We start from the raw sequence: 19592 nt of genomic DNA on the forward strand, positions 1-19592 counted from the left end.
TGTGGTTTCGCGTACTCTCAACTTCCTGTTGTCTGAGAACGTCAGGAGCTAATGTGCGGTTAGCTCTAAGTCCATACTACACAAAGATAATCATAATGCCACGACTGCTTACAACAGGCTCAACCAGTTAGTACCTGGCAGTAGCGGACTGAAAGCGGGTAAACGTGGGGTGATCTGGGCCAATGCTGAACTAAAAGCCTGTTTCGCCGGTTCCGAAACCGCCTGTCTTACCCTTCCTATCTGAATAGTAGTACGTGATGCTGCCATTTGTTAATCTTTTGTTATATTGTGTGTGGTGCAGTGAATAATCCATGGAGACAGGCATGTCTGTGCTAAAGAAACTGATTTACGGAGTGGTGATTGTCATTGTTGTGATGGCAGCCGTAGGACTTTTGCTTCCCAGTGAATATCGTATTGAACGCAGCATTGTCATAGAGGCCGAGCCCAATGCTATTTACGACAATGTGGTAAATCTGAAAGCCTGGCCTCGTTGGGGGGTATGGTTTCAGCGGGATCCTAACATGCAGGTAAATTACGCGGGGCCAGATCGCGCGATTGGCATGCGTTCAGAATGGGCCAGTGAATCCCAGGGCAATGGGGAGATGGAAATAACTGAGCTGGTCCACAACCGCAAAGTTGAATACAGCCTGTACTTCCCTGAATTTGATATGGGCTCGACAGGCCGTTTTACCTTAGAGCCCGTGCCCGAGGGGACGCGGGTCACCTGGACCGACGAGGGCGCCGTAGGTAATAACCCGGTAGACCGGTATTTCGTTCTGATGATGGATGGTATGATCGGACCAGATTTCGAAACCGGCCTGGAAAATCTCAAAACCGTGGTAGAAAACCAGGGGTAACCCGCCATGCAGGATTTCCAGCGTGAGCTGCGACAACTGAATACCAAGCCCTTCCTGAGGCGCAGCAACGTGCGCGCCGCCGCTATGCTCATTGTTAATCACGGCTTAATTGTGTTGGCCTTTGTGCTGCCCGGGGTATGGCTACACCCGGTAACAATTGTGCTCAGCCTGGTGTTGCTGGGTAACCGGCAGTTAGGCCTGGGTATATTAATGCATGACTGCGCCCATCGGGCGCTATTCCGTCAGGCTAAGATGAATGATTATGTCGGGCGGTGGCTGTGCGCAGCGCCAATCCTGGCGCAGTTCGATGGTTATCGGCACTACCATCTTAAACATCACGCCAATGCTGGCACGGTTGACGATCCCGATTACCCTAATTACCGCCCTTATCCGGTGACCAGACGCAGCCTGCTACGTAAATTAGGGCGCGATGTAATAGGGCTGACCGGGATAAAAAACACGGCCATTCTTTGTATGATGCATGCCGGTCGGGTTGAATACGACATGGCATACACGAATACACAGGCCACTGAGCAGCCCTCGGTGTTTCAGTCACTGACGTGTCTGGCGCAGAATTTATGGCCGGCCTCCATATTTCATATGGGTCTTTTTTCTATTCTGACCCTACTTGCCAGCCCCTGGCTGTACGGACTTTGGTGGTTGGCATACCTCACTACGTTTCAGCTATTCTCCCGGCTTCGGAACGCAGCCGAACATGCAAATGTGCCTGATCTGCTTGATAAAGATCCCCGTAAACATGCCAGAACAGTCCGTGCAGGACTGCTTGCCAGGCTGACAGTAGCACCCAATCATGTGAATTATCATCTTGAGCATCACTGGTTACCCTCGGTGCCACCATACCGGCTGGCGGCGTTTCATTCGTACCTGCGAGCGTCAGACGTGTTGGAAGGTGCTCAGATTTTGCCAGATTACGGGGCAGTAATTCGCCAAATGATCCGGCGTTAATCCTTTCGGTATAAGCTGGCCAACGCAGTTCATTCAGGAGTTCGCCTTGGCGTTAAGTAATAAATATAAACTGGTAGCCGGACTGGCGTGTAACAAGCTGGCGGATTTACTGGTCTCCCCGAAAACCACCTTACCTGCATTGTTAATTACCCTCGGCGCACCGGCCTGGATGGTGGGGTGGCTGGTGCCCATCCGTGAGTCCGGTGCATTATTACCCCAGGCGGGGATCGGCGTGATCTTACGTAAACATGCCCCCCGCCATCCGGTATGGCGAATCGGTATGTTAATTCAGGTAGTCGCTGCTACTACCATGCTGGCATCGGCCCTGGTCCTATCCGGGGCACATGCGGGCTGGGTAATCCTGGGGGCTCTGGCTGCACTGAGTCTGGGCCGGTCGGCGTGCTCATTAACAGTCAAGGATATGGAAGGCGATGTGGCCGCGAAAGGGGAACGGGGCAAGCTGGTGGGTATAGCGTCTACTGCGTCGGGCGTGGTTACGCTTCTGGTTGCAGTGCCACTGGTCTATTTTGAGCAACAGCTGGGCAATAACATTATCTACGGTTTGTTGGGCGCCGCAGCATTATCCTTTCTGATCACCTTTATCGTTATTTTCCCCATTAAAACCTATGTCGATGTACAAAAAGGGGAAACCAAGCGTGATAAAACCCGTTTCTGGCAATTCGACAATGTGGTTTACCGCTTTGTCTTAGTGCGAGGGCTGTTTGTGCACTCGGCGCTGGTAGCGCCCTATTTTATGCTGGAAAGTGACTATGGTGCAGAACGCTTGTTGCCACTCTATCTGGCAGCGCAGGCAGCGGCCACTATGCTTTCCTCGTTCTTCTGGGGCGCCGTGTCTGATAAAAGCGCGCGGCTTACATTACAACTGGCCGGCGCATTAGCCATTCTCGCATGCGCAGGTTTACTTATTTTGAACGACCCGTCTCTGTGGCTGTCAGCAATGCTGTTCTTCGTGCTGTCGGTGGCACATTCCGGGGTAAGAACAGGTCGTAAAACCTATAGTCTGGATGTGAAAAGCGGGCAGGATCGCACAGAGCTGGTAGGGTTCAGTAATACCGCAATCGGTCTCATATTACTGGGTTTCGGGGGCTTTTACGCCGCCATTAAACCGTTACTTCCGTTTTCGGTAGTGTATCTGATGGCAGGGTTTCTGGTATTGGGGATTGCGCTTACGCTAATATTACCGGCAGAAAAAAGCACTGAGGCCGGCTAATCATCGGCCTCAGCGTCAGCTTATTTTGCGGCCATAGCGGCGGCAACTTTAGACACCGGCGGTCGGCCCAAGACGGTACTGATCATGTCAGTGGCTTTTAACAGCCCGGGCATAGAGACTCCAGTGTTTATGCCCATGCCATCCAGCATGTACAAGACATCTTCGGTGGCCACGTTACCGCTGGCCCCTTTCGCGTAAGGGCATCCGCCCAAACCCGCTACCGCGCTGTCGATGGTAGCGATGCCGTGCTCCAGTGCCACCAGCAAGTTTGCCAGCGCCTGACCGTAGGTATCGTGAAAATGCGCGGCCAGTGCGTGTGCCGGTACCTGCCTGAGTACCGCTTCCAGCATCCGGGCCGTTTTCACCGGCGTGCCAGTGCCAATAGTATCACCCAGCGAAATTTCGTAACATCCCATATCCAGCAGGGTTTTGCTGACATCGGCAACGGCCTGGGGAGCAATTTCGCCTTCATAAGGGCAGCCCAGTACGCAGGATACATACCCCCGCACCCGCAAACCGTGTTCTTTGGCAGCCTGCATAACAGGCTCAAACCGGGCAAGGCTTTCAGCAACCGAACAGTTGATGTTCTTCTGTGAAAATGATTCCGACGCGGCACCAAACACCGCGACTTCGTCGGCGCCGGCGGCCACCGCATTTTCAAAGCCTTTCATATTTGGTGTCAGCGCCGAGTAGGTGACCCCCGACTTGCGGGTGATACCGGCAAATATATCCGGGGAGTCAGCCATCTGCGGCACCCACTTGGGCGAGACAAAACTGCCGGTCTCAATACGGGTGAGCCCGGCGTCGGCCAACAGATTAACCAGCGTAATTTTTTGCGCACTGCTGACCTGCACCTTTTCGTTCTGCAGCCCATCCCGGGGCCCCACTTCCACCAGGCTGACTGAGTCAGGGTAGCGCCTACTCATTGTCTTCAAACGCCAGCAACGTGGCGCCCCCGTCAACCAGTTCGCCGGGCTTGAAATAAAACTCACTGACTTTGCCGTCGGTGTGCGCCTTGATACCGTGCTCCATTTTCATGGCTTCCATGACCAGCAGGGTGGTACCTTTCTTCACATCTGCACCCGGCTCAACCAGTAAGTCCACAATGGTGCCATTCATCGGTGCGGTGTAACCGCCGGGGCCCGCAGCGTCTGCATCATCGCCGTAATCCGGCAGTTGCTCGCTGAAGTGGTACGCTGCGTCGGACGCGAACAAGACATAGTTGTTTTGCTGTTGCGACCAGGTGAAGCGTTGCCGGTGCCCGTCAATGTGTGCGTGCAGAGCGTGTGCTTCGATGTGGCCTGATACTGTCCAGGCATGCTCGGCAGCAGTAATGCGCCAGGTGGGTGCAGCGCCCTGACTGGAGGGGAGTGTCGCTACCGTCACCTCGTGCTCATCGTCACCGTAGAGCAACGTGATCGTTTGGGTGTGCGCTTCATTGGCGCGCCATGCTGTGGGCTGGGCCCATGGGGAGGTGGCGTCTCCGGGGGCCACGGCGCAGCCATGTTGTTTCTGTAACAGCACCAGTAACGCCATCACGGGCAGCCGGTCAACATTCAGGCTGCCGCGGGCAGCGAACAGGCTGTCCTGATGCTTTTCTATAAAGGTAGTAACCAGCTCGGCGTCACGGAAGGCTTTGTTGGCAGCCACATTGTATAAGAACTCAATATTGGTGGTCACGCCGTCTATATGGTACTCACGCAATGCTTTGAGTAGCCGTTCCAGCGCGATGTCGCGGTTTTCACTCCATACCACCAGTTTGGCAATCATCGGATCGTAATACACTGACACTTCATCGCCTTCAACCACCCCGGTATCTACCCGCACATGGGTATCTTCCTGCGGTGGCTGGAGCAGGCTAAGGGTGCCAGTGGCCGGCAGGAAATCATTGTCAGGATCTTCTGCATAAATGCGCGCCTCAAAGGCATGCCCACGAATGCTGAGCGTACTCTGCTCTTTTGGCAGCGGGTTGCCTTCTGCAATGCGGATTTGCCACTCTACTAAATCTTCTCCGGTAATCAGCTCGGTTACCGGGTGCTCTACCTGCAGGCGGGTATTCATTTCCATAAAGTAGAAGGAGCCGTCGGCATCCAGCAAAAACTCGACGGTACCGGCACCAACATAGTCAATGGCCTGAGCCGCCTTGATCGCCGCTTCACCCATGGTGGAGCGCAAGGCTTCGGTCATACCCGGGGCAGGCGCTTCTTCAATAACTTTCTGGTGTCGGCGCTGTACCGAACAGTCGCGTTCAAACAAGTAGACGCCATCACCTTTACTGTCACAGAAGACCTGGATTTCCACGTGGCGGGGCTGGGTAAGATATTTTTCAACCAACATAATATCGTCGCCGAAGCTCGCCATGGCTTCCCGTTTCGCTGCGGCTAATGCTTCGTCGAACTCGTCTTCAGACCAGACCTGACGCATACCTTTACCGCCACCGCCGGCGGCGGCTTTCAGCAATACCGGGTAACCCATTTTATCAGCGGCAGCTTTGAGGGTGTCCCGGGCCTGATCGTCACCATGGTAGCCAGGTACCAGCGGCACGCCGGCTTTTTCCATGATGGTTTTGGCCGCTGATTTGGACCCCATAGCTTCAATCGACGACGCCGGCGGCCCGATGAATATCACATTATTTTTCGCACAGGCGTTGGCGAAGGCTGCGTTTTCTGACAGAAAGCCGTAGCCCGGATGAATCGCATCAACGTTTAGCTTTTTGGCCGCCTCGATGATCCGGTCGCCCTGTAGGTAACTGTTTTTGGAGGGGGCCGGGCCAACGTGGATAGACTCATCGGCCATCTTTACATGCAGGGCATTCACGTCGGCATCCGAATAAACGGCTACTGTGGCAATGCCCAGACGACGAGCAGTTTTAATCACACGGCAGGCAATTTCGCCGCGATTAGCAATTAGTAGTTTGCGGATCATAGTGTTACTCCTGCCAGCGTGCCGGACGTTTTTCAAAAAAGGCGTGCAGACCTTCCTGGCCTTCCTCTGATACCCGGATATTTGCAATCATCTTGCTGGTATCTTCCATCAGTGTGTTATCTACCGGGCGGTAGGCAACGTCACGGATCAGCGCTTTTGCCTGACTGACTGCTGTCGGTCCATTCTTTAACAGATTGCCAATCAGGTCATCAATGGTGGTATCCAACTCTTCCTCGGTTACCGTCTCGCTGAGCAAGCCAAGCCGGCGTGCCCGGCGCGCCGAGAACACTTCTGCTGTCTGGAAGTAGCGGCGACAAACCCGGGGCCCCATTGCCTCGATCACATACGGGCTAATGGTGGCCGGAATAAGGCCAATTTTCACTTCGCTTAAACAGAACTTACTGAGTTTACTGCCCACTGCCATATCACAGCAGGCAATCAGTCCTACCGCGCCGCCAAAGGCAGCACCCTGAACCCGTGCTATAGTCGGCTTGGGGAGCGTATTGAGTGTATGCAACATAGTCGCCAATAACATGGCGTCGGCATGGTTTTCTTCGTAACTGTAGTCAGCCATGCGCTGCATCCAGCGTAAGTCGCCGCCGGCGCTGAAGCTCTTGCCTTCGGCCTGTAGCACGACTACGCGCACGGCGTCATCCGCGCCAGCCTGTTTAAAGTAAGCCGTCAGTCCGGCAATCATTTCATCGTCAAAAGCGTTATGTTTTTCTGGGCGGCTCAGCGTGATGTAAGCTACGCCTCGTTCATCGATGTGATACTGAATAGCGTTGTTGTCGGTGGTCATCATGTCTGTCCTTACATCCGGAAAATGCCGAAGCGGGTTTCGTCTATCGGTTTATTCAGGGCGGCAGACAGTGACAAGCCCAGCACCATGCGGGTGTCTGCCGGATCAATCACGCCGTCATCCCAGAGCCGGGCTGAGGCGTAGTAGGGGTGTCCCTGGCGCTCATATGTGTCGACGATAGGTTTGCGGAACGCGGCTTCATCTTCTTCGCTCCAGCTTTCACCGGCGCGATCTTTCTGGTCGCGTTTAACCTGGGCCAGTACTCCCGCGGCCTGCTCCCCGCCCATGACGGAGATGCGTGCGTTAGGCCACATAAACAGGAAGCGCGGATCATAGGCGCGGCCACACATGCCATAGTTACCGGCACCGAAGCTGCCGCCAATCAGGACGGTCATTTTGGGGACCTGGGCACAGGCCACCGCAGTCACCATCTTGGCGCCATGTTTTGCGATACCGCCGGCTTCGTACTGCTTACCTACCATAAAACCGGTGATGTTCTGTAAAAAGACCAGAGGAATTTTGCGCATGGCGCACAGTTCAACAAAGTGTGCGCCTTTTAACGCACTTTCGCCGAATAGGATGCCATTATTTGCCACAATACCCACGGGATAACCGAAGATGCGCGCAAAGCCGCAGACCAGCGTGGTGCCGTACAAGGGTTTAAACTCGTCAAACTCAGAGCCGTCTACCACCCGGGCAATGATTTCCCTGACGTCAAAAGACTTACGGGTATCTTTGGGCACAATGCCGTAAATCTCACGGGTATCGTATAGCGGCTCCACCACCGGACGGACGTCCAGCTGCACGTCTTTCTTGCGGTTCAGTCGGCTGACGGCATCGCGTGCCAGTTTCAACGCATGGTGGTCGTTATTTGCCAGCTGATCAGCCACACCAGAGGTACGGGTGTGAACATCGCCGCCACCCAGTTCTTCGGCGCTAACCACCTCACCGGTGGCCGCTTTTACCAGCGGCGGGCCGCCTAAGAAAATGGTGCCTTGTTCCTTAACAATGATGCTCTCATCCGCCATGGCAGGCACATAGGCGCCACCGGCAGTACAGGAACCCATGACCACGGCAATCTGTGGGATATTCTGGGCCGACATGTTGGCCTGATTGAAGAAAATACGGCCAAAGTGGTCTTTATCCGGGAATACTTCATCCTGGCGGGGCAGGTTAGCTCCGCCGGAATCTACCAGGTAAATACAGGGCAGATTGTTTTCCTGGGCAATAGTTTGCGCACGCAGGTGTTTTTTCACAGTTAGCGGATAGTAAGTGCCGCCCTTGACCGTGGCATCGTTAGCCACAATCATACATTCCACGCCAGCCACCCGGCCGACACCGGCAATGACGCCCGCAGCGGGGACATAGTCATCGTAAACTTCCCAGCCTGCCAGCTGACCGATTTCTAAAAAGGGCGAGCCGTCATCAAGCAGGGCATTAACCCGGTCACGGGGCAGTAATTTACCCCGTGACTCATGACGGGCAGCCGCATTTTCGCCACCACCCAGTTTAATCTTTGCAATTTTGTCTAGCAGGTCGTCGACCTGAATCTGCATATGGTCGGCGTTTTCTTTGAAGGCTTCAGATTTAGTATTTATTTGTGTACGTAAGACGGGCATACACCCTCCTGTGTATCCTGAAAAAGCGCCACACCCGGCTGCTACCGGGGTGGCATGCTGTCATAATAAAGTGTGCGGTTACTGAGACTCTTTAAACAACTCGCGCCCAATCAGCATGCGGCGGATTTCGGACGTGCCGGCACCAATTTCATAGAGCTTGGCATCACGCAGTAAACGGCCAGTCGGGTACTCATTGATATAGCCGTTGCCGCCTAACAACTGAATGGCATCCAGCGCCATTTTGGTGGCCAGTTCGGCTGAATAGAGAATTGCCCCTGCGGCATCTTTACGGGTGGTTTCACCGCGGTCACAGGATCTGGCTACCGCATACACATAGGCACGCGCAGCATTCATCTGGGTATACATATCGGCGACCTTGCCCTGCACGAGCTGGAACTGACCAATAGACTGGCCAAACTGCTCACGGTCGTGAATATAAGGCACAACCACATCCATGCAGGCCTGCATGATACCCAGTGGCCCGCCGGACAATACCAGGCGTTCATAATCAAGGCCGCTCATGAGTACGCGTACGCCGCCACCCACTTCGCCGAGAATATTTTCTTCAGGCACTTCGCAGTCTTCGAAAACCAGTTCACAGGTATTTGAAGAGCGCATACCCAGCTTGTCGAGTTTCTGTGCCTGACTGAACCCCGGGAAATCCCGTTCAATAATGAAGGCAGTGATCCCTTTCGGTCCCGCAGCAGGGTCCGTCTTCGCGTATACCACGTAAGTATGGGCATCCGGGCCGTTGGTGATCCACATCTTATTGCCGTTCAGAATGTACTTGTCACCGCGCTTTTCAGCTTTAAGCTTCATGCTGACCACGTCAGAGCCGGCGTTGGGTTCACTCATTGCCAGCGCGCCGATGTGCTCACCAGAAACCAGTTTAGGCAGGTACTTTTCACGCTGGGCGTCGTTACCGTTTTTGTAAATCTGGTTTACGCACAGATTAGAGTGCGCACCATAGCTCAGTCCGATGCCCGCCGACGCGCGGCTGACTTCTTCCATTGCCACTGTATGCGCCAGGTAGCCCATATCTGAACCGCCATATTGTTCTGATACTGTGACACCCAGCAAGCCCATGTCGCCAAGCTTTGGCCACAGCTCGTTGGGGAAGGCGTTTGCTTCATCCGCTTTTTCTGCCAGCGGCGCAATTTCGTTTTGTGAAAACTGGTAAACGTGGTCGCGAAGCATATCGATATCTTCGCCGAGGCCGAAATTCAATGTAGGGTACGGAGTATTCATGCAAGTTTTCCTCTTTTCAGTTCTGCCAACTCTTCGCGGCAGCGCGCTTCTACTTCGTCCAGTTCACTCATTAACATTTGAATGTCTTCAAGTTGCTGGTTAAGTACCGCACGTTTTTGTTCAGTTAACTCCAGCATAGTTTCCAGCTGGGCTGCGGAATTTAAATGCGTATCGTAAAGATCGAACAGGGTTTTGACTTCGGCCAGCGAAAATCCCAGACGCTTGCCCCGTAATATGAGCTTTAACCTTACCCGGTCTTTATTACAGTAAATACGGTTCTGGCCAGTACGTTTCGGACTCAGTAACCCCTGCTCTTCATAAAACCGGATGGATCTTGGCGTTATGTCATACTCTTTCGCCAGTTCCCCAATTGTAAAGGTTGGTTCATTATTGTGCTTGGTCATGTCACATACCTTGTGATGGACACCATGTGGTTGCCCGTGTTTACGCGCCAGTCACATCCATCGCGGAACAGACGTTGACACATAATTCATTCGAGTTTACGTTAACGTTAATTACAATTTACGTAAAGGTAAAGTAACATTTTGCTAACGTCAATGTATCAGACGGGCGAATGGGACCGTACCACCAAAGTATTGTGTTTAATTTTGTATACGCGCAGTAGGCTAAGGCAGCGTAAACAGCGAAGAACAGTGAACAGAGGCAGAAGAATATGAGTAATGAAGCGGTAGTGATTGTTGCGGCAAAACGTACGCCGATGGGCGGCTTTAATGGCAGCCTGGCAGGGGTGCCTGCCACCGAACTCGGGGCCGTTGCCATCCAGGCGGCCTGTGATAATTTTGACGTCAGTCAGGTAGATGAAGTTGTGATGGGCTGTGTGTTGCCAGCCGGTCTCGGCCAGTCGCCGGCCAGACAGGCATCACTGAAAGCGGAGTTGCCCCTGAGTGCCGGAGTGACCACCATTAATAAAGTATGTGGTTCTGGCCTGAAAGCGGTGATGCTGGCCCATGATCTGATAAAAGCCGGTAGCGCTGAGACGGTCATTGCCGGTGGCATGGAAAGCATGAGCAATGCGCCTTATATGCTGCCAAAAGCGCGTACCGGCTACCGCATGGGTCATGGTCAGGTATTGGATCACATGATGCTGGACGGGCTGGAAAATGCGTACGACGGCAAGGCCATGGGTTGTTTTGCCCAGGATACCGCTGATGATGAAGGGATCACCCGCAGTCAGATGGATGAATTTGCATTAAGTTCGCTGTCAAAAGCCAGCGAAGCGATAGACAGTGGCGCGTTCAGCAATGAAATTGTACCGGTCACCATTTCCGGCCGCAAAGGCGATATCACTGTCGATACAGATGAAGGCCCAGGTTCCGCCCGTCCGGAAAAAATCCCAAGTTTGCGCCCGGCGTTTAAAAAAGACGGCACGGTAACCGCGGCGAACTCCAGCTCTATTTCTGATGGCGCCGCGGCGTTGCTGGTAATGAGCGAGTCGAAGGCGGCAGCCCAGGGCCTGACGCCGCTGGCCAAGGTGGTGGCTCACGCGACTCATTCCATTGAGCCGGAAAATTTCACAGTAGCCCCGGTTGGCGCGGTGGAAAAAGTGCTTGAGAAGGCCGGCTGGAGCAAAGATGAAGTTGACTTGTTCGAAATCAACGAGGCTTTTGCCATGGTGACCATGCTGGCGATTCGTAAGCTGGGTCTGGACGAGAACAAAGTAAACATCCATGGCGGTGCGTGTGCCCTGGGTCACCCTATTGGCGCGTCGGGCGCACGGATCCTGGTTACTTTGCTACATGCCCTTAAAAAAGAAGGCAAGCAAAAAGGCGTGGCAACACTGTGTATCGGCGGGGGCGAAGGTGTGGCCGTCGCGGTGGAAATGCTATAGGCCGAATACTGCTGGGCATCCAGTGTGATTTTACGCACAATGGCACCTTCGGGTGCCATTTTTTGTGAGCGGGAAGGAGAGGGGAATGAAGCGTATAGTGGGGTTGCTGTTAGTTGTGGTGGGTAGCCAGTTTGGTTGCGTCTCCAGCGAGTCGGGTCAGGGGGTAAGCTACCAGCAGGTGGTCGAACTCCCCTCCCGGTCCGCGACGTCGATCTACCGTTATGGCGAATCACCGTTACAGGTTATCCATCATTATGCGGCTGCCCAGCCGGCTCGTACGGCGCTGGTCTTTGTCCATGGCGGATGTTGGTTGCAGGCGTATGACATTTCTCACAGCAAAGGCTGGATGACCCACCTGGCCGATGCCGGTATTGACGTATACGGTATCGAATACCGCCGTACCGGTGATGAAGGCGGTGGCTGGCCAGGCACCAAAAATGATGTGGTGGCTGCACTTAACTGGCTGGACAGCCATTTCAAACAAGCAGGTCAGCCTGACAAGCTGGTGGTGGCGGGACACTCAGCCGGTGGTCACCTGGCGCTGCTCACTGCCAGTAAGACAACTCTCAATGCCGATAAGGTGATCGGTCTGGCCGCCATTACCGATATCACCAGCTATGCTGAGGGCACGAATAGCTGTCAGCAAGCCGTGCCCGCGTTTATGGGCGGCGAACCACAACACAGGCCAGATGCGTATCAACAGGCACAACCTGACTTCAACCAGATAAATACTAAGGTCACTTTGCTGCAGGGACAGGCTGATACTATTGTGCCGGTTGGTCAGGCCAGCGTAGCTGGGGTGCAAACCGAGCTGGTTGAGGGGGCGGGGCATTTTGACTGGCTGTATCCGCAGTCTCCGGCATTTTCACTTTTTTACAATCAGGTTATTCAGTAGTTTATGAATTCAATAAAAGCACAAGCCCGCGAACTCGATCAAGCCGATCCGTTAGCACATAAGAAAAGCGAATTTTATCTGCCTGAAGGTGTGATCTATCTTGATGGCAATTCATTAGGTGCATTACCACACAGTGCACGGGTTCGGGCGAAAGACGTGGTCGACGCTCAATGGGGTGACGGCCTTATCACCTCATGGAATCAACATGGCTGGATAGATTTACCACACCGGGTGGGTAGCAAGCTGGGTAAATTACTGGGGGCAGCTGATGGTCAGTTGGTATGCTGCGATTCAATATCGGTAAACCTGTTTAAGTTGCTGAGTGCCGCGTTGAAAATGCGGCCAGAGCGTCACGTGATTGCTACCACCGCTGAAAACTTTCCTACCGATATCTATATCGCTGAGGGGCTCATAGAACAGTTAGGCGGAAAGCATGAGCTGCGGCTGCTCGAAGAACAAAACCTGTGCGAAGCGTTAACTGACGACATTGCGGTACTCATGATCACCCAGGTAAATTTCCGCACGGGGCTGAAGCAGGATATGGAGGCGGTGACGCGTCTTGCTCATGAGAAAGGTATTTTGGTTATTTGGGATCTTGCGCACAGTGCCGGTGCGTTTCCGGTCCGGTTAGATGCAAGTGAAGCAGATTTTGCGGTGGGGTGTACCTATAAATACCTCAACGGCGGTCCGGGCGCGCCGGCGTTTGTGTATGTCGCCAGCCGTCACCAGGCAGAGTACATCCAGCCGCTAAGCGGCTGGATGGGACACGCTGAACCGTTTGCGTTTTCGCCTCATTATCGCCCCGCGCAGGGGATCCGCCAGAACCTCTCCGGCACACCGGGTGTGATTGGCATGAGTATACTGGATGCGGCGCTGGAGGTATTCGAAGATGTACCACTGACCGCGCTGCGCGAGAAATCCTTGGCGTTGATGCGCTTTTTTGAAAACTGCCTGGAGGCCCATGACATCGCCGGTTACCTCACGCCCTGCTATCCTGAAGAGCAACACCGTGGCAGTCAACTGGCCTTCCGTCATCCGGACGCCTATGCTATTTGTCAGGCGTGGATTGCCGACGGCGTGATTGGCGATTTCCGGGCACCCGATATTTTACGTATTGGCTTTGCACCGCTGTATTTATCCTATGCTGATATTGAACAGGCGGTCTCACGACTGGCGGCTATTCTTAATGAGCAGCGGTACCAGGACCCGGTTTTTCAACAGAAACTGCATGTTACTTAAGCAGTTGCGCGTTTGCGTATTGCAAATCACTAACTAGCCAGTGATACTGACAATAATGGAAATTATCTAGATAAGACAAGGTTTTACATTAGCTTGCAACGGATCTTTCGAACCCTGTTAGGGGGGCTGTTATTCACGGCCGGGTGGGTGACACCTGCGTCTGCAGAAACGGTGACATATTGTATTGATCCGGCCTGGGCTCCCTACGAAGCACTCAGAAACAATGAGCACATTGGCATTTCCAGGGACTACCTGGAGCTGGTGAGCCGCCGAACGGGCATAAACTTTGTGCTGGTACCCAGTGACTCTCTGGAACAGTCGCTGGCGTTCGTACGGGAGGGCAAATGTCAGATGATTACTTTGTTGAATGCCAGCCCGTCCCGCAAGCAGTTTCTTGACTTCTCCCTGCCTTATTTTGAGGCGCCCAACGTATTGGTAGGACAACGTGGTACCCCGATGATCCAGGGCTTCGATGCGGTGGGTGAACGGTTGGTCGGCGTGGTGGAAGGTTATCGTCACGCCGAGTATCTGGCCCGTTATTACCCGTCGGTTAATGTACGCACGGTGGACAGTGAGGCGCTTGGCCTGGTCAGTCTGGCGCGGGGTGAAATTGACCTGATGATTGGCTCGCTGCTTAGTGTGTATTTGCATATGAATAATATGGAGCTGGATCAGTTGGAAGTAGTGGGATATGCCGAGCCTTTTGATTCGCTGGGCTATGCGGTGAGTAAATCTGTCAGTGACACATTGTTACCCCGGCTGAACAAAGCTTTGCAAGCGATCCCCGAATCCCGCCGGGTGAATATTTACAAAAACTGGACCGATGTACGCATACGTGACGAGCGTAGTTATCTGACCCTGGTACTGGCGCTCACCGTAGTGGGCTTAATCATATTAGGGTTTTATTTGCGGCACCGCGCGCTGGCCGCTTACTCCAGCGAGTTATTACAGAAAAATACCAGTATAGAGTCGCTGCAGGCCGCCTTACTGGAGAAGAACCGCACCCTGGAGTTTTTGTCTAACCATGACGCGCTGACCGGCCTGTTCAACCGCAATCATATGATCCATAAAGCGGAGGAAGAAATATCCCGTTTTTCGCGGTTTCATACACCGGCCAGTCTGATCATAACGGAAATAGATAATCTCTCAGAGCTGAACGCAAGTCATGGTTCTCAGCATGCCGATGACTTGTTACGGGCGGTGGCCGCGACCTGTGTTGATACCGTGCGTGAAGTGGATGTGGTTGCGCGCTGGAGCGGCGAACAATTCATTATACTGTGCCCGCAGACAGATATAAATTCAGCCAAAGTGCTCGGCGAACGCTTGGTGAAAGGGTTATACAACAATGACGTGGTGATGGCCCGCAATCCTGACATCGCGGTGGGATTAGCCGTGGTGCACAGCAGCGAGTCATTTACCGACTGGTTCGACAGGGCGGCCAAGGCACTTTATCAGAGTAAACGGCAAGGGTACGGGGTACCCTGTACAGCAGAATAATCTTAACCTTGCCGACAGATGGCTAGCCTGGCTAGTTAACGATCGGTTCGAAATGCCACTGATGGGCATCGTACTTTACCCGTGACCGGTCATACTCGCGTTCAGAACGCCAGGTGCGGTTGTTCAGTTTAACCGAGACCCCCGGATAAAGCCGCTTGTTGGCCACCAGCTTAACTTCTGTCTGGTAGCTGTCCTTGGCGGTTTTCATTTCTTTGGCTTTATCTTCTATCCAGCTAAGTAACGCTGACTCGTTTTTAAGCAGCTCTTTGGCTTCCTGTACTTTTTCACGCATCTCCTTAGGTACAAACTTGGCCTGTATAATGGAAATTTTTTCCTGGTGGCGCAGGTTATTTTCGCGTAGTTGCTTCAGCAGCTCATCCAGCGCATCTTTACGCTCAACAATTAAATTGAAGCCTGGGGAAAAGTCGACTTTCAGGGTACTGCCAGATACTGCACCCAGCGTACCGGCAGTGACAGCCGCCTGACTGACCACATCGCAGGCAAACAGATTGCCCTGAGGGTTGTCTATCTGGCCTACTGTTACCGAGCCTCCGCAGCGCAGCTTGCTGTATGCCAGCTGGCGTCCGACGGTAATGTTGCCAGCACACTGGATATCCAGGCCCTGACCGTGCTGCACATGTACGCTGCCGGCTGCGATAAGCTGGCAACTGTAGTCGGTTTGGGTTTCGTTGACTTTACCCATGCCGCCTTCGGTAATAATAATGTCGCCGCCTGATTCGATCCGCGCAGACTCGACAAAACCGTTTACGGTGACGTCGCCGGTGGCTTTTATCACCATTTTCTCGGTGACATCACCGTTGACCAGTACCGCGCCTTCATAATTAATATGCCCGGTGCCCACATTGACGCCACTACAGATGTAGGTGTCGTCAATATTCATGGTCAGCTCCTGATATTTCGGCATGCCGGCAATGGCGGCGATGAGCAGGTTTTCGTCGTGATCGCTGACCACGGTGCCCTCACCCTTTTTGAACTCTACCCAATCACCGGGTTTTGCCTCAAGGCCGTTGCCCCTTACGTCGAAGCCATTACGGCCCTGGGTAGGAGGGGTGCGGCGGAGCACTTCGGTATTGGCTTTAACACAGATAACCTCACCCAGATTACGCATATCTACCCGTTTGCCATCGTTGGACTGCGGACGCAGTACACGTTCAAGTGCATTGGGAACCAGAGGTATGAAACGGGAAGACTTACCGTCGCGGGGCGGCAAGCCACGTGCAATTTCCCGTTCCACAATATTACCTGGCGTGCCCTTGGCGGATTCTTCCAGCAAGGCTGTGATTCGTTTAATACTGACGCCACGGCGAATCCCGTTTTTGTTGGCCAGCGCCAAGATCGTTTCCGCTGTGGGCATTTTCCCGCCGAACGGAGCGGTAAGTACCAGGCTGGCTGACATACCGTCTTCCGGTATGCGAAACTCAACCTCTGCGTTACGTCGCTCGCCGATGCGTTCAGTTACCTGAGTCCCGTCCTGGGTTTTGAAGAAATGATTTGCCTTGTCGCACGCCGCCTTAACGGTCGACTCTGAAATATACAGCGACTTATACTGACCTTCACGAAGACTGCTGCAAAGAGCTTTGGCATTAATTTCATTATCAAACTCAGCGGGGCTAAGCGTCAGCTCCACATAGTTTTTGGTATTGTCGAAATCTACTGAAACGCCATTCATTACATCTTCCATTGTATTGCCCGATGGTTTCTTATCGGCATACTAGCCGTTGCCTTAACTGTTAATTTATAGCCAGCACAGGGTTGCCGTCAAAGGTTTTCAGCGTATTGATACAGCGCCCGCAAAATGGCCTGGTTGTCTGGGTTGTCAGCGTGTGCCTGAGCCAGGGATTCCAGTGTAAGTAAATAATTTTCCATAGTAATCGATGCCGGCGAGCCGGCATCGGTAAGCCGGGCCTGACGGTGGTGCTGCCAACGCTGCATTTCATCGGCGGTCAGGGTATGCGGAAAATTACGTGCCCGGTAACGAAACAGCAGCGTTCGCAAGCGTGGGTTGTGTGTGTCATCAGCCAGTGCGGGCAGTTGATAAGGGTCGGCTTCTCTGACCCGTTCGCACCAGCGCCGGTCCTCGTCATTCAGAAAACCGCCGCTGTACAGGGCATGGTCGGCGTCATCATCACTGTCAGGATGAGGCTCGTCGTATACCTGCAACAGTTTTTGCCACACCTCGGGATGCTGACTCATTAGTTTAAAGTTTGCCAGGCAGGCCTCCCGATCCAGGCCTAGTCGTTCGGCATTAGCTTCGGTCATGGCTTTGGCGGTGGTAACAAAGGGCGAGCGATTGATGTAAATCAGTTTCAGGCCGGGTCGTGACGCCGGATCGTCCAGCTCATCCTGACGGGCATACAACGCCTGACGAATTTCTTCTACACTGCCGTTGAGCAGTAAATCTGTGCTGCGTGATAAGTCGAGTACCACCACCGCATTCGGGTTATTCGGGTGCATACCCACAGGCATCACCCAGGTAGAGCATCCACTGTGGGCCGGCAGACGTGATGACACATGCAGCAATACCGAGGGGCGCGAAAAATCGAACTGTTTGAGCACCGCCTGCTTACTGCGCAGTGAAAACGCATAGTCATACAACTTAGGCTGGTGTTTGCGGATAAGTCTGGCCAGCGCTATGGTCGCTCTCACATCGGCAAGCGCATCGTGGGCGTCACCGTGATCAATTCCATTCGCCGCTGTGAGGTGTTCCAGTTTAAAGCTCGGCGCGCCGTCCTCGCGGGTTGGCCACTGTATCCCATCGGGACGCAACGCATAACAGGCGCGCGCCAAATCAATAATATCCCAGCGGCTGTTACCGTTGCGCCACTCACGGCTGTAAGGGTCGTAAAAGTTACGATAAAACAGGTAACGGGAAACCTCATCGTCAAAGCGAATACTGTTATAACCCGCTACACAGGTATTCGGCTCGCTCATGGCCGCAAAGACTTTGTCTGCAAACTCTGCTTCAATCATGCCGTCCCGCAGTGTTTGCTGCGGGGTGATGCCGGTCACCAGGCAGGCCTGCGGGTGGGGCAGGTAGTCATTGGCAATCTGGCTCACAATGTTGATGGGCTTGCCAATTTCGTTCAGCTCGCTGTCGGTGCGGATGGCCGCAAACTGACAGGGCAGATCTTTCTGCGGACTGGTGCCAAAGGTTTCGTAATCGTGCCATAGCAGCGTCGGTTCAGTCATGATCTGTCGCGTTTTCCTGTTAAATGCCAACTGACTAAACGGCGAAGTGTACACTGCCTGTTACCCAATACCAATGGTGGATAACCGGTAAATAGCTCGGTTTCAGGCATACAGCTTTTTTCCACAAAGCCATGTAGAGTAGCTAAAACACTAACTGCACTGGAGCAAAATAATGAAATCAGGAACCCTACTAGCCACTGTGCTGCTGAGTCTGCTACTAACGGGAAGCGCTATCGCCGCTGATAAGCCACAGGTCGCCATTGTCATTCACGGTGGCGCCGGCACCATTTTGAAGGAGAATATGACCCCGCAACTGGAGCAGGCTTATCTCGACAAACTACGGGAAGCTGTTACCAAGGGACATGCCATGCTCAAGGCAGGCAAGCCAGGTGAAGAGGTAGTGGTAGCCACTATTCAGATTCTGGAGGCATCGCCGTTGTTTAATGCCGGCGTAGGCGCGGTTTATACCTATGACGGAGAGCATGAGCTGGATGCCTCCATCATGCATGGCGGTACCCGCAACGCCGGTGCTGTCGCGGGCGTAAAAACCATTGGCAGCCCCATTGCCGCTGCGCAGGCCGTCATGAATCACTCTCCCCACGTGATGCTTGCCGGTGCCGGCGCGGAAGCCTTTGCCGAATTGCAGGGTATGCAACCGGTGGATAACACTATGTTTAATACCGAGCGTCGTCGAGATGCACTCAAGCGCGCGAAAGCCAGGATGGAGCAGGCCGGACTTTATCACGGTGGTCAGCAGGGCAATGAGCGCTTCGGCACGGTGGGCGCAGTGGTGCTGGATGCAGCGGGCAATCTGGTTGCCGGGACGTCTACTGGCGGAATGACGGCGAAACGGTTTGGCCGGGTAGGGGACTCGCCCATTATTGGAGCGGGTACATTTGCCGATAACGACAGCTGCGCAGTATCTGCCACCGGGCATGGAGAGTTCTTTATCCGCTATCAGGTAGCCGCAGATATCTGTGCGCGTATGAAATACAGCGGCCAGACGCTGCAGGCTGCTGCCGACACAGTAATCAATGGTGTGCTAGCGGATGTGGGTGGTGACGGTGGCGTTATCGCCGTCGACAGCAAGGGGAATATTGCTACCCCATTTAACTCCGCGGGTATGTACCGGGCAAAAGTGGAAGCCGACGGCAAGGTCTCAGTAGGCATTTATCAGCAGTGGGATGAGCGGTTGTAAAATAAATGCAATAAATTGCAATTATCAGCACTAAAAACATAGCTGTATGCCGGTTCTGG

16 protein-coding genes are annotated in these 19592 nt (G+C 53.6%); 8 read left to right on the forward strand and 8 right to left on the reverse strand.

The window, feature by feature from the left end:
* The first annotated feature begins 323 nt into the window (after positions 1-323).
* The 3 genes from OCL06_RS04835 to OCL06_RS04845 are packed head-to-tail and all read left to right on the forward strand — an operon-like array spanning position 324 to position 3054.
* Entirely contained in the window at positions 324-857 is a 534-nt protein-coding gene (locus OCL06_RS04835) for an SRPBCC family protein (RefSeq protein WP_262992617.1), read from the forward strand.
* A 6-nt stretch (positions 858-863) separates the two neighbouring features.
* Positions 864-1823 (forward strand): fatty acid desaturase family protein, encoded by a 960-nt coding sequence (locus OCL06_RS04840; RefSeq protein WP_262992618.1) that lies wholly within the window; start codon positions 864-866, stop codon positions 1821-1823.
* 46 nt (positions 1824-1869) lie between these two features.
* Positions 1870-3054, forward strand: coding sequence for an MFS transporter (locus OCL06_RS04845; protein ID WP_262992619.1), 1185 nt, complete (start codon positions 1870-1872; stop codon positions 3052-3054).
* 20 nt (positions 3055-3074) lie between these two features.
* Here OCL06_RS04845 and OCL06_RS04850 read toward each other — a convergent pair whose 3' ends face one another.
* The 6 genes from OCL06_RS04850 to OCL06_RS04875 all read right to left on the reverse strand — a co-directional run bounded on the left by OCL06_RS04850 (position 3075) and on the right by OCL06_RS04875 (position 10049).
* Entirely contained in the window at positions 3075-3980 is a 906-nt protein-coding gene (locus OCL06_RS04850; protein WP_262992620.1) for a hydroxymethylglutaryl-CoA lyase, read from the reverse strand.
* Positions 3973-5979, reverse strand: a complete 2007-nt coding sequence (locus OCL06_RS04855) for an acetyl/propionyl/methylcrotonyl-CoA carboxylase subunit alpha (protein ID WP_262992621.1) — start codon at positions 5977-5979, stop codon at positions 3973-3975. The genes OCL06_RS04850 and OCL06_RS04855 overlap by 8 nt, the downstream gene beginning before the upstream one ends.
* A 4-nt stretch (positions 5980-5983) precedes the next feature.
* The gene (locus tag OCL06_RS04860) at positions 5984-6781 is read right to left on the reverse strand and encodes an enoyl-CoA hydratase/isomerase family protein (protein WP_262992622.1); all 798 of its coding nucleotides are present in this window, start codon (positions 6779-6781) and stop codon (positions 5984-5986) included.
* Positions 6782-6789: 8 nt separating this feature from the next.
* Positions 6790-8397: a carboxyl transferase domain-containing protein gene (locus tag OCL06_RS04865; protein WP_262992623.1), complete on the reverse strand. Its 1608-nt coding sequence runs from the start codon at positions 8395-8397 to the stop codon at positions 6790-6792.
* Between the two features lie 78 nt (positions 8398-8475).
* On the reverse strand, positions 8476-9645 hold the full coding sequence (locus OCL06_RS04870) for an isovaleryl-CoA dehydrogenase (RefSeq protein WP_262992624.1): 1170 nt from the start codon (positions 9643-9645) through the stop codon (positions 8476-8478).
* Positions 9642-10049, reverse strand: a complete 408-nt coding sequence (locus OCL06_RS04875; RefSeq protein ID WP_262992625.1) for a MerR family transcriptional regulator — start codon at positions 10047-10049, stop codon at positions 9642-9644. The genes OCL06_RS04870 and OCL06_RS04875 overlap by 4 nt, the downstream gene beginning before the upstream one ends.
* A 269-nt stretch (positions 10050-10318) precedes the next feature.
* Between OCL06_RS04875 and OCL06_RS04880 the strand changes: the two genes are divergently transcribed.
* From OCL06_RS04880 to OCL06_RS04895, 4 genes are all read left to right on the forward strand, one after another.
* Complete coding sequence (locus OCL06_RS04880) at positions 10319-11494, forward strand: thiolase family protein (protein WP_262992626.1); 1176 nt, start codon at positions 10319-10321, stop codon at positions 11492-11494.
* Positions 11495-11579: 85 nt separating this feature from the next.
* The gene (locus tag OCL06_RS04885) at positions 11580-12389 is read left to right on the forward strand and encodes an alpha/beta hydrolase family protein (RefSeq protein WP_262992627.1); all 810 of its coding nucleotides are present in this window, start codon (positions 11580-11582) and stop codon (positions 12387-12389) included.
* 3 nt (positions 12390-12392) lie between these two features.
* Positions 12393-13628: a kynureninase gene (kynU, locus tag OCL06_RS04890; protein WP_262992628.1), complete on the forward strand. Its 1236-nt coding sequence runs from the start codon at positions 12393-12395 to the stop codon at positions 13626-13628.
* A gap of 93 nt (positions 13629-13721) precedes the next feature.
* Positions 13722-15125, forward strand: a complete 1404-nt coding sequence (locus tag OCL06_RS04895) for a diguanylate cyclase domain-containing protein (protein WP_262992629.1) — start codon at positions 13722-13724, stop codon at positions 15123-15125.
* Between the two features lie 31 nt (positions 15126-15156).
* On the opposite strand, the gene OCL06_RS04900 is transcribed toward OCL06_RS04895, so the two are convergent.
* Both OCL06_RS04900 and sbcB read right to left on the reverse strand, forming a co-directional pair.
* Positions 15157-16815: a flagellar assembly protein A gene (locus tag OCL06_RS04900; RefSeq protein WP_262993107.1), complete on the reverse strand. Its 1659-nt coding sequence runs from the start codon at positions 16813-16815 to the stop codon at positions 15157-15159.
* Positions 16816-16904: 89 nt separating this feature from the next.
* Complete coding sequence (gene sbcB / locus OCL06_RS04905; RefSeq protein ID WP_262992630.1) at positions 16905-18335, reverse strand: exodeoxyribonuclease I; 1431 nt, start codon at positions 18333-18335, stop codon at positions 16905-16907.
* Positions 18336-18507: 172 nt separating this feature from the next.
* Between sbcB and OCL06_RS04910 the strand changes: the two genes are divergently transcribed.
* Positions 18508-19533, forward strand: a complete 1026-nt coding sequence (locus tag OCL06_RS04910) for an isoaspartyl peptidase/L-asparaginase family protein (RefSeq protein ID WP_262992631.1) — start codon at positions 18508-18510, stop codon at positions 19531-19533.
* The last annotated feature ends 59 nt before the right edge of the window (positions 19534-19592 follow it).

The organism is Alteromonas salexigens (assembly GCF_025628895.1).
In the GTDB taxonomy this organism is placed as follows: domain Bacteria; phylum Pseudomonadota; class Gammaproteobacteria; order Enterobacterales; family Alteromonadaceae; genus Alteromonas; species Alteromonas salexigens.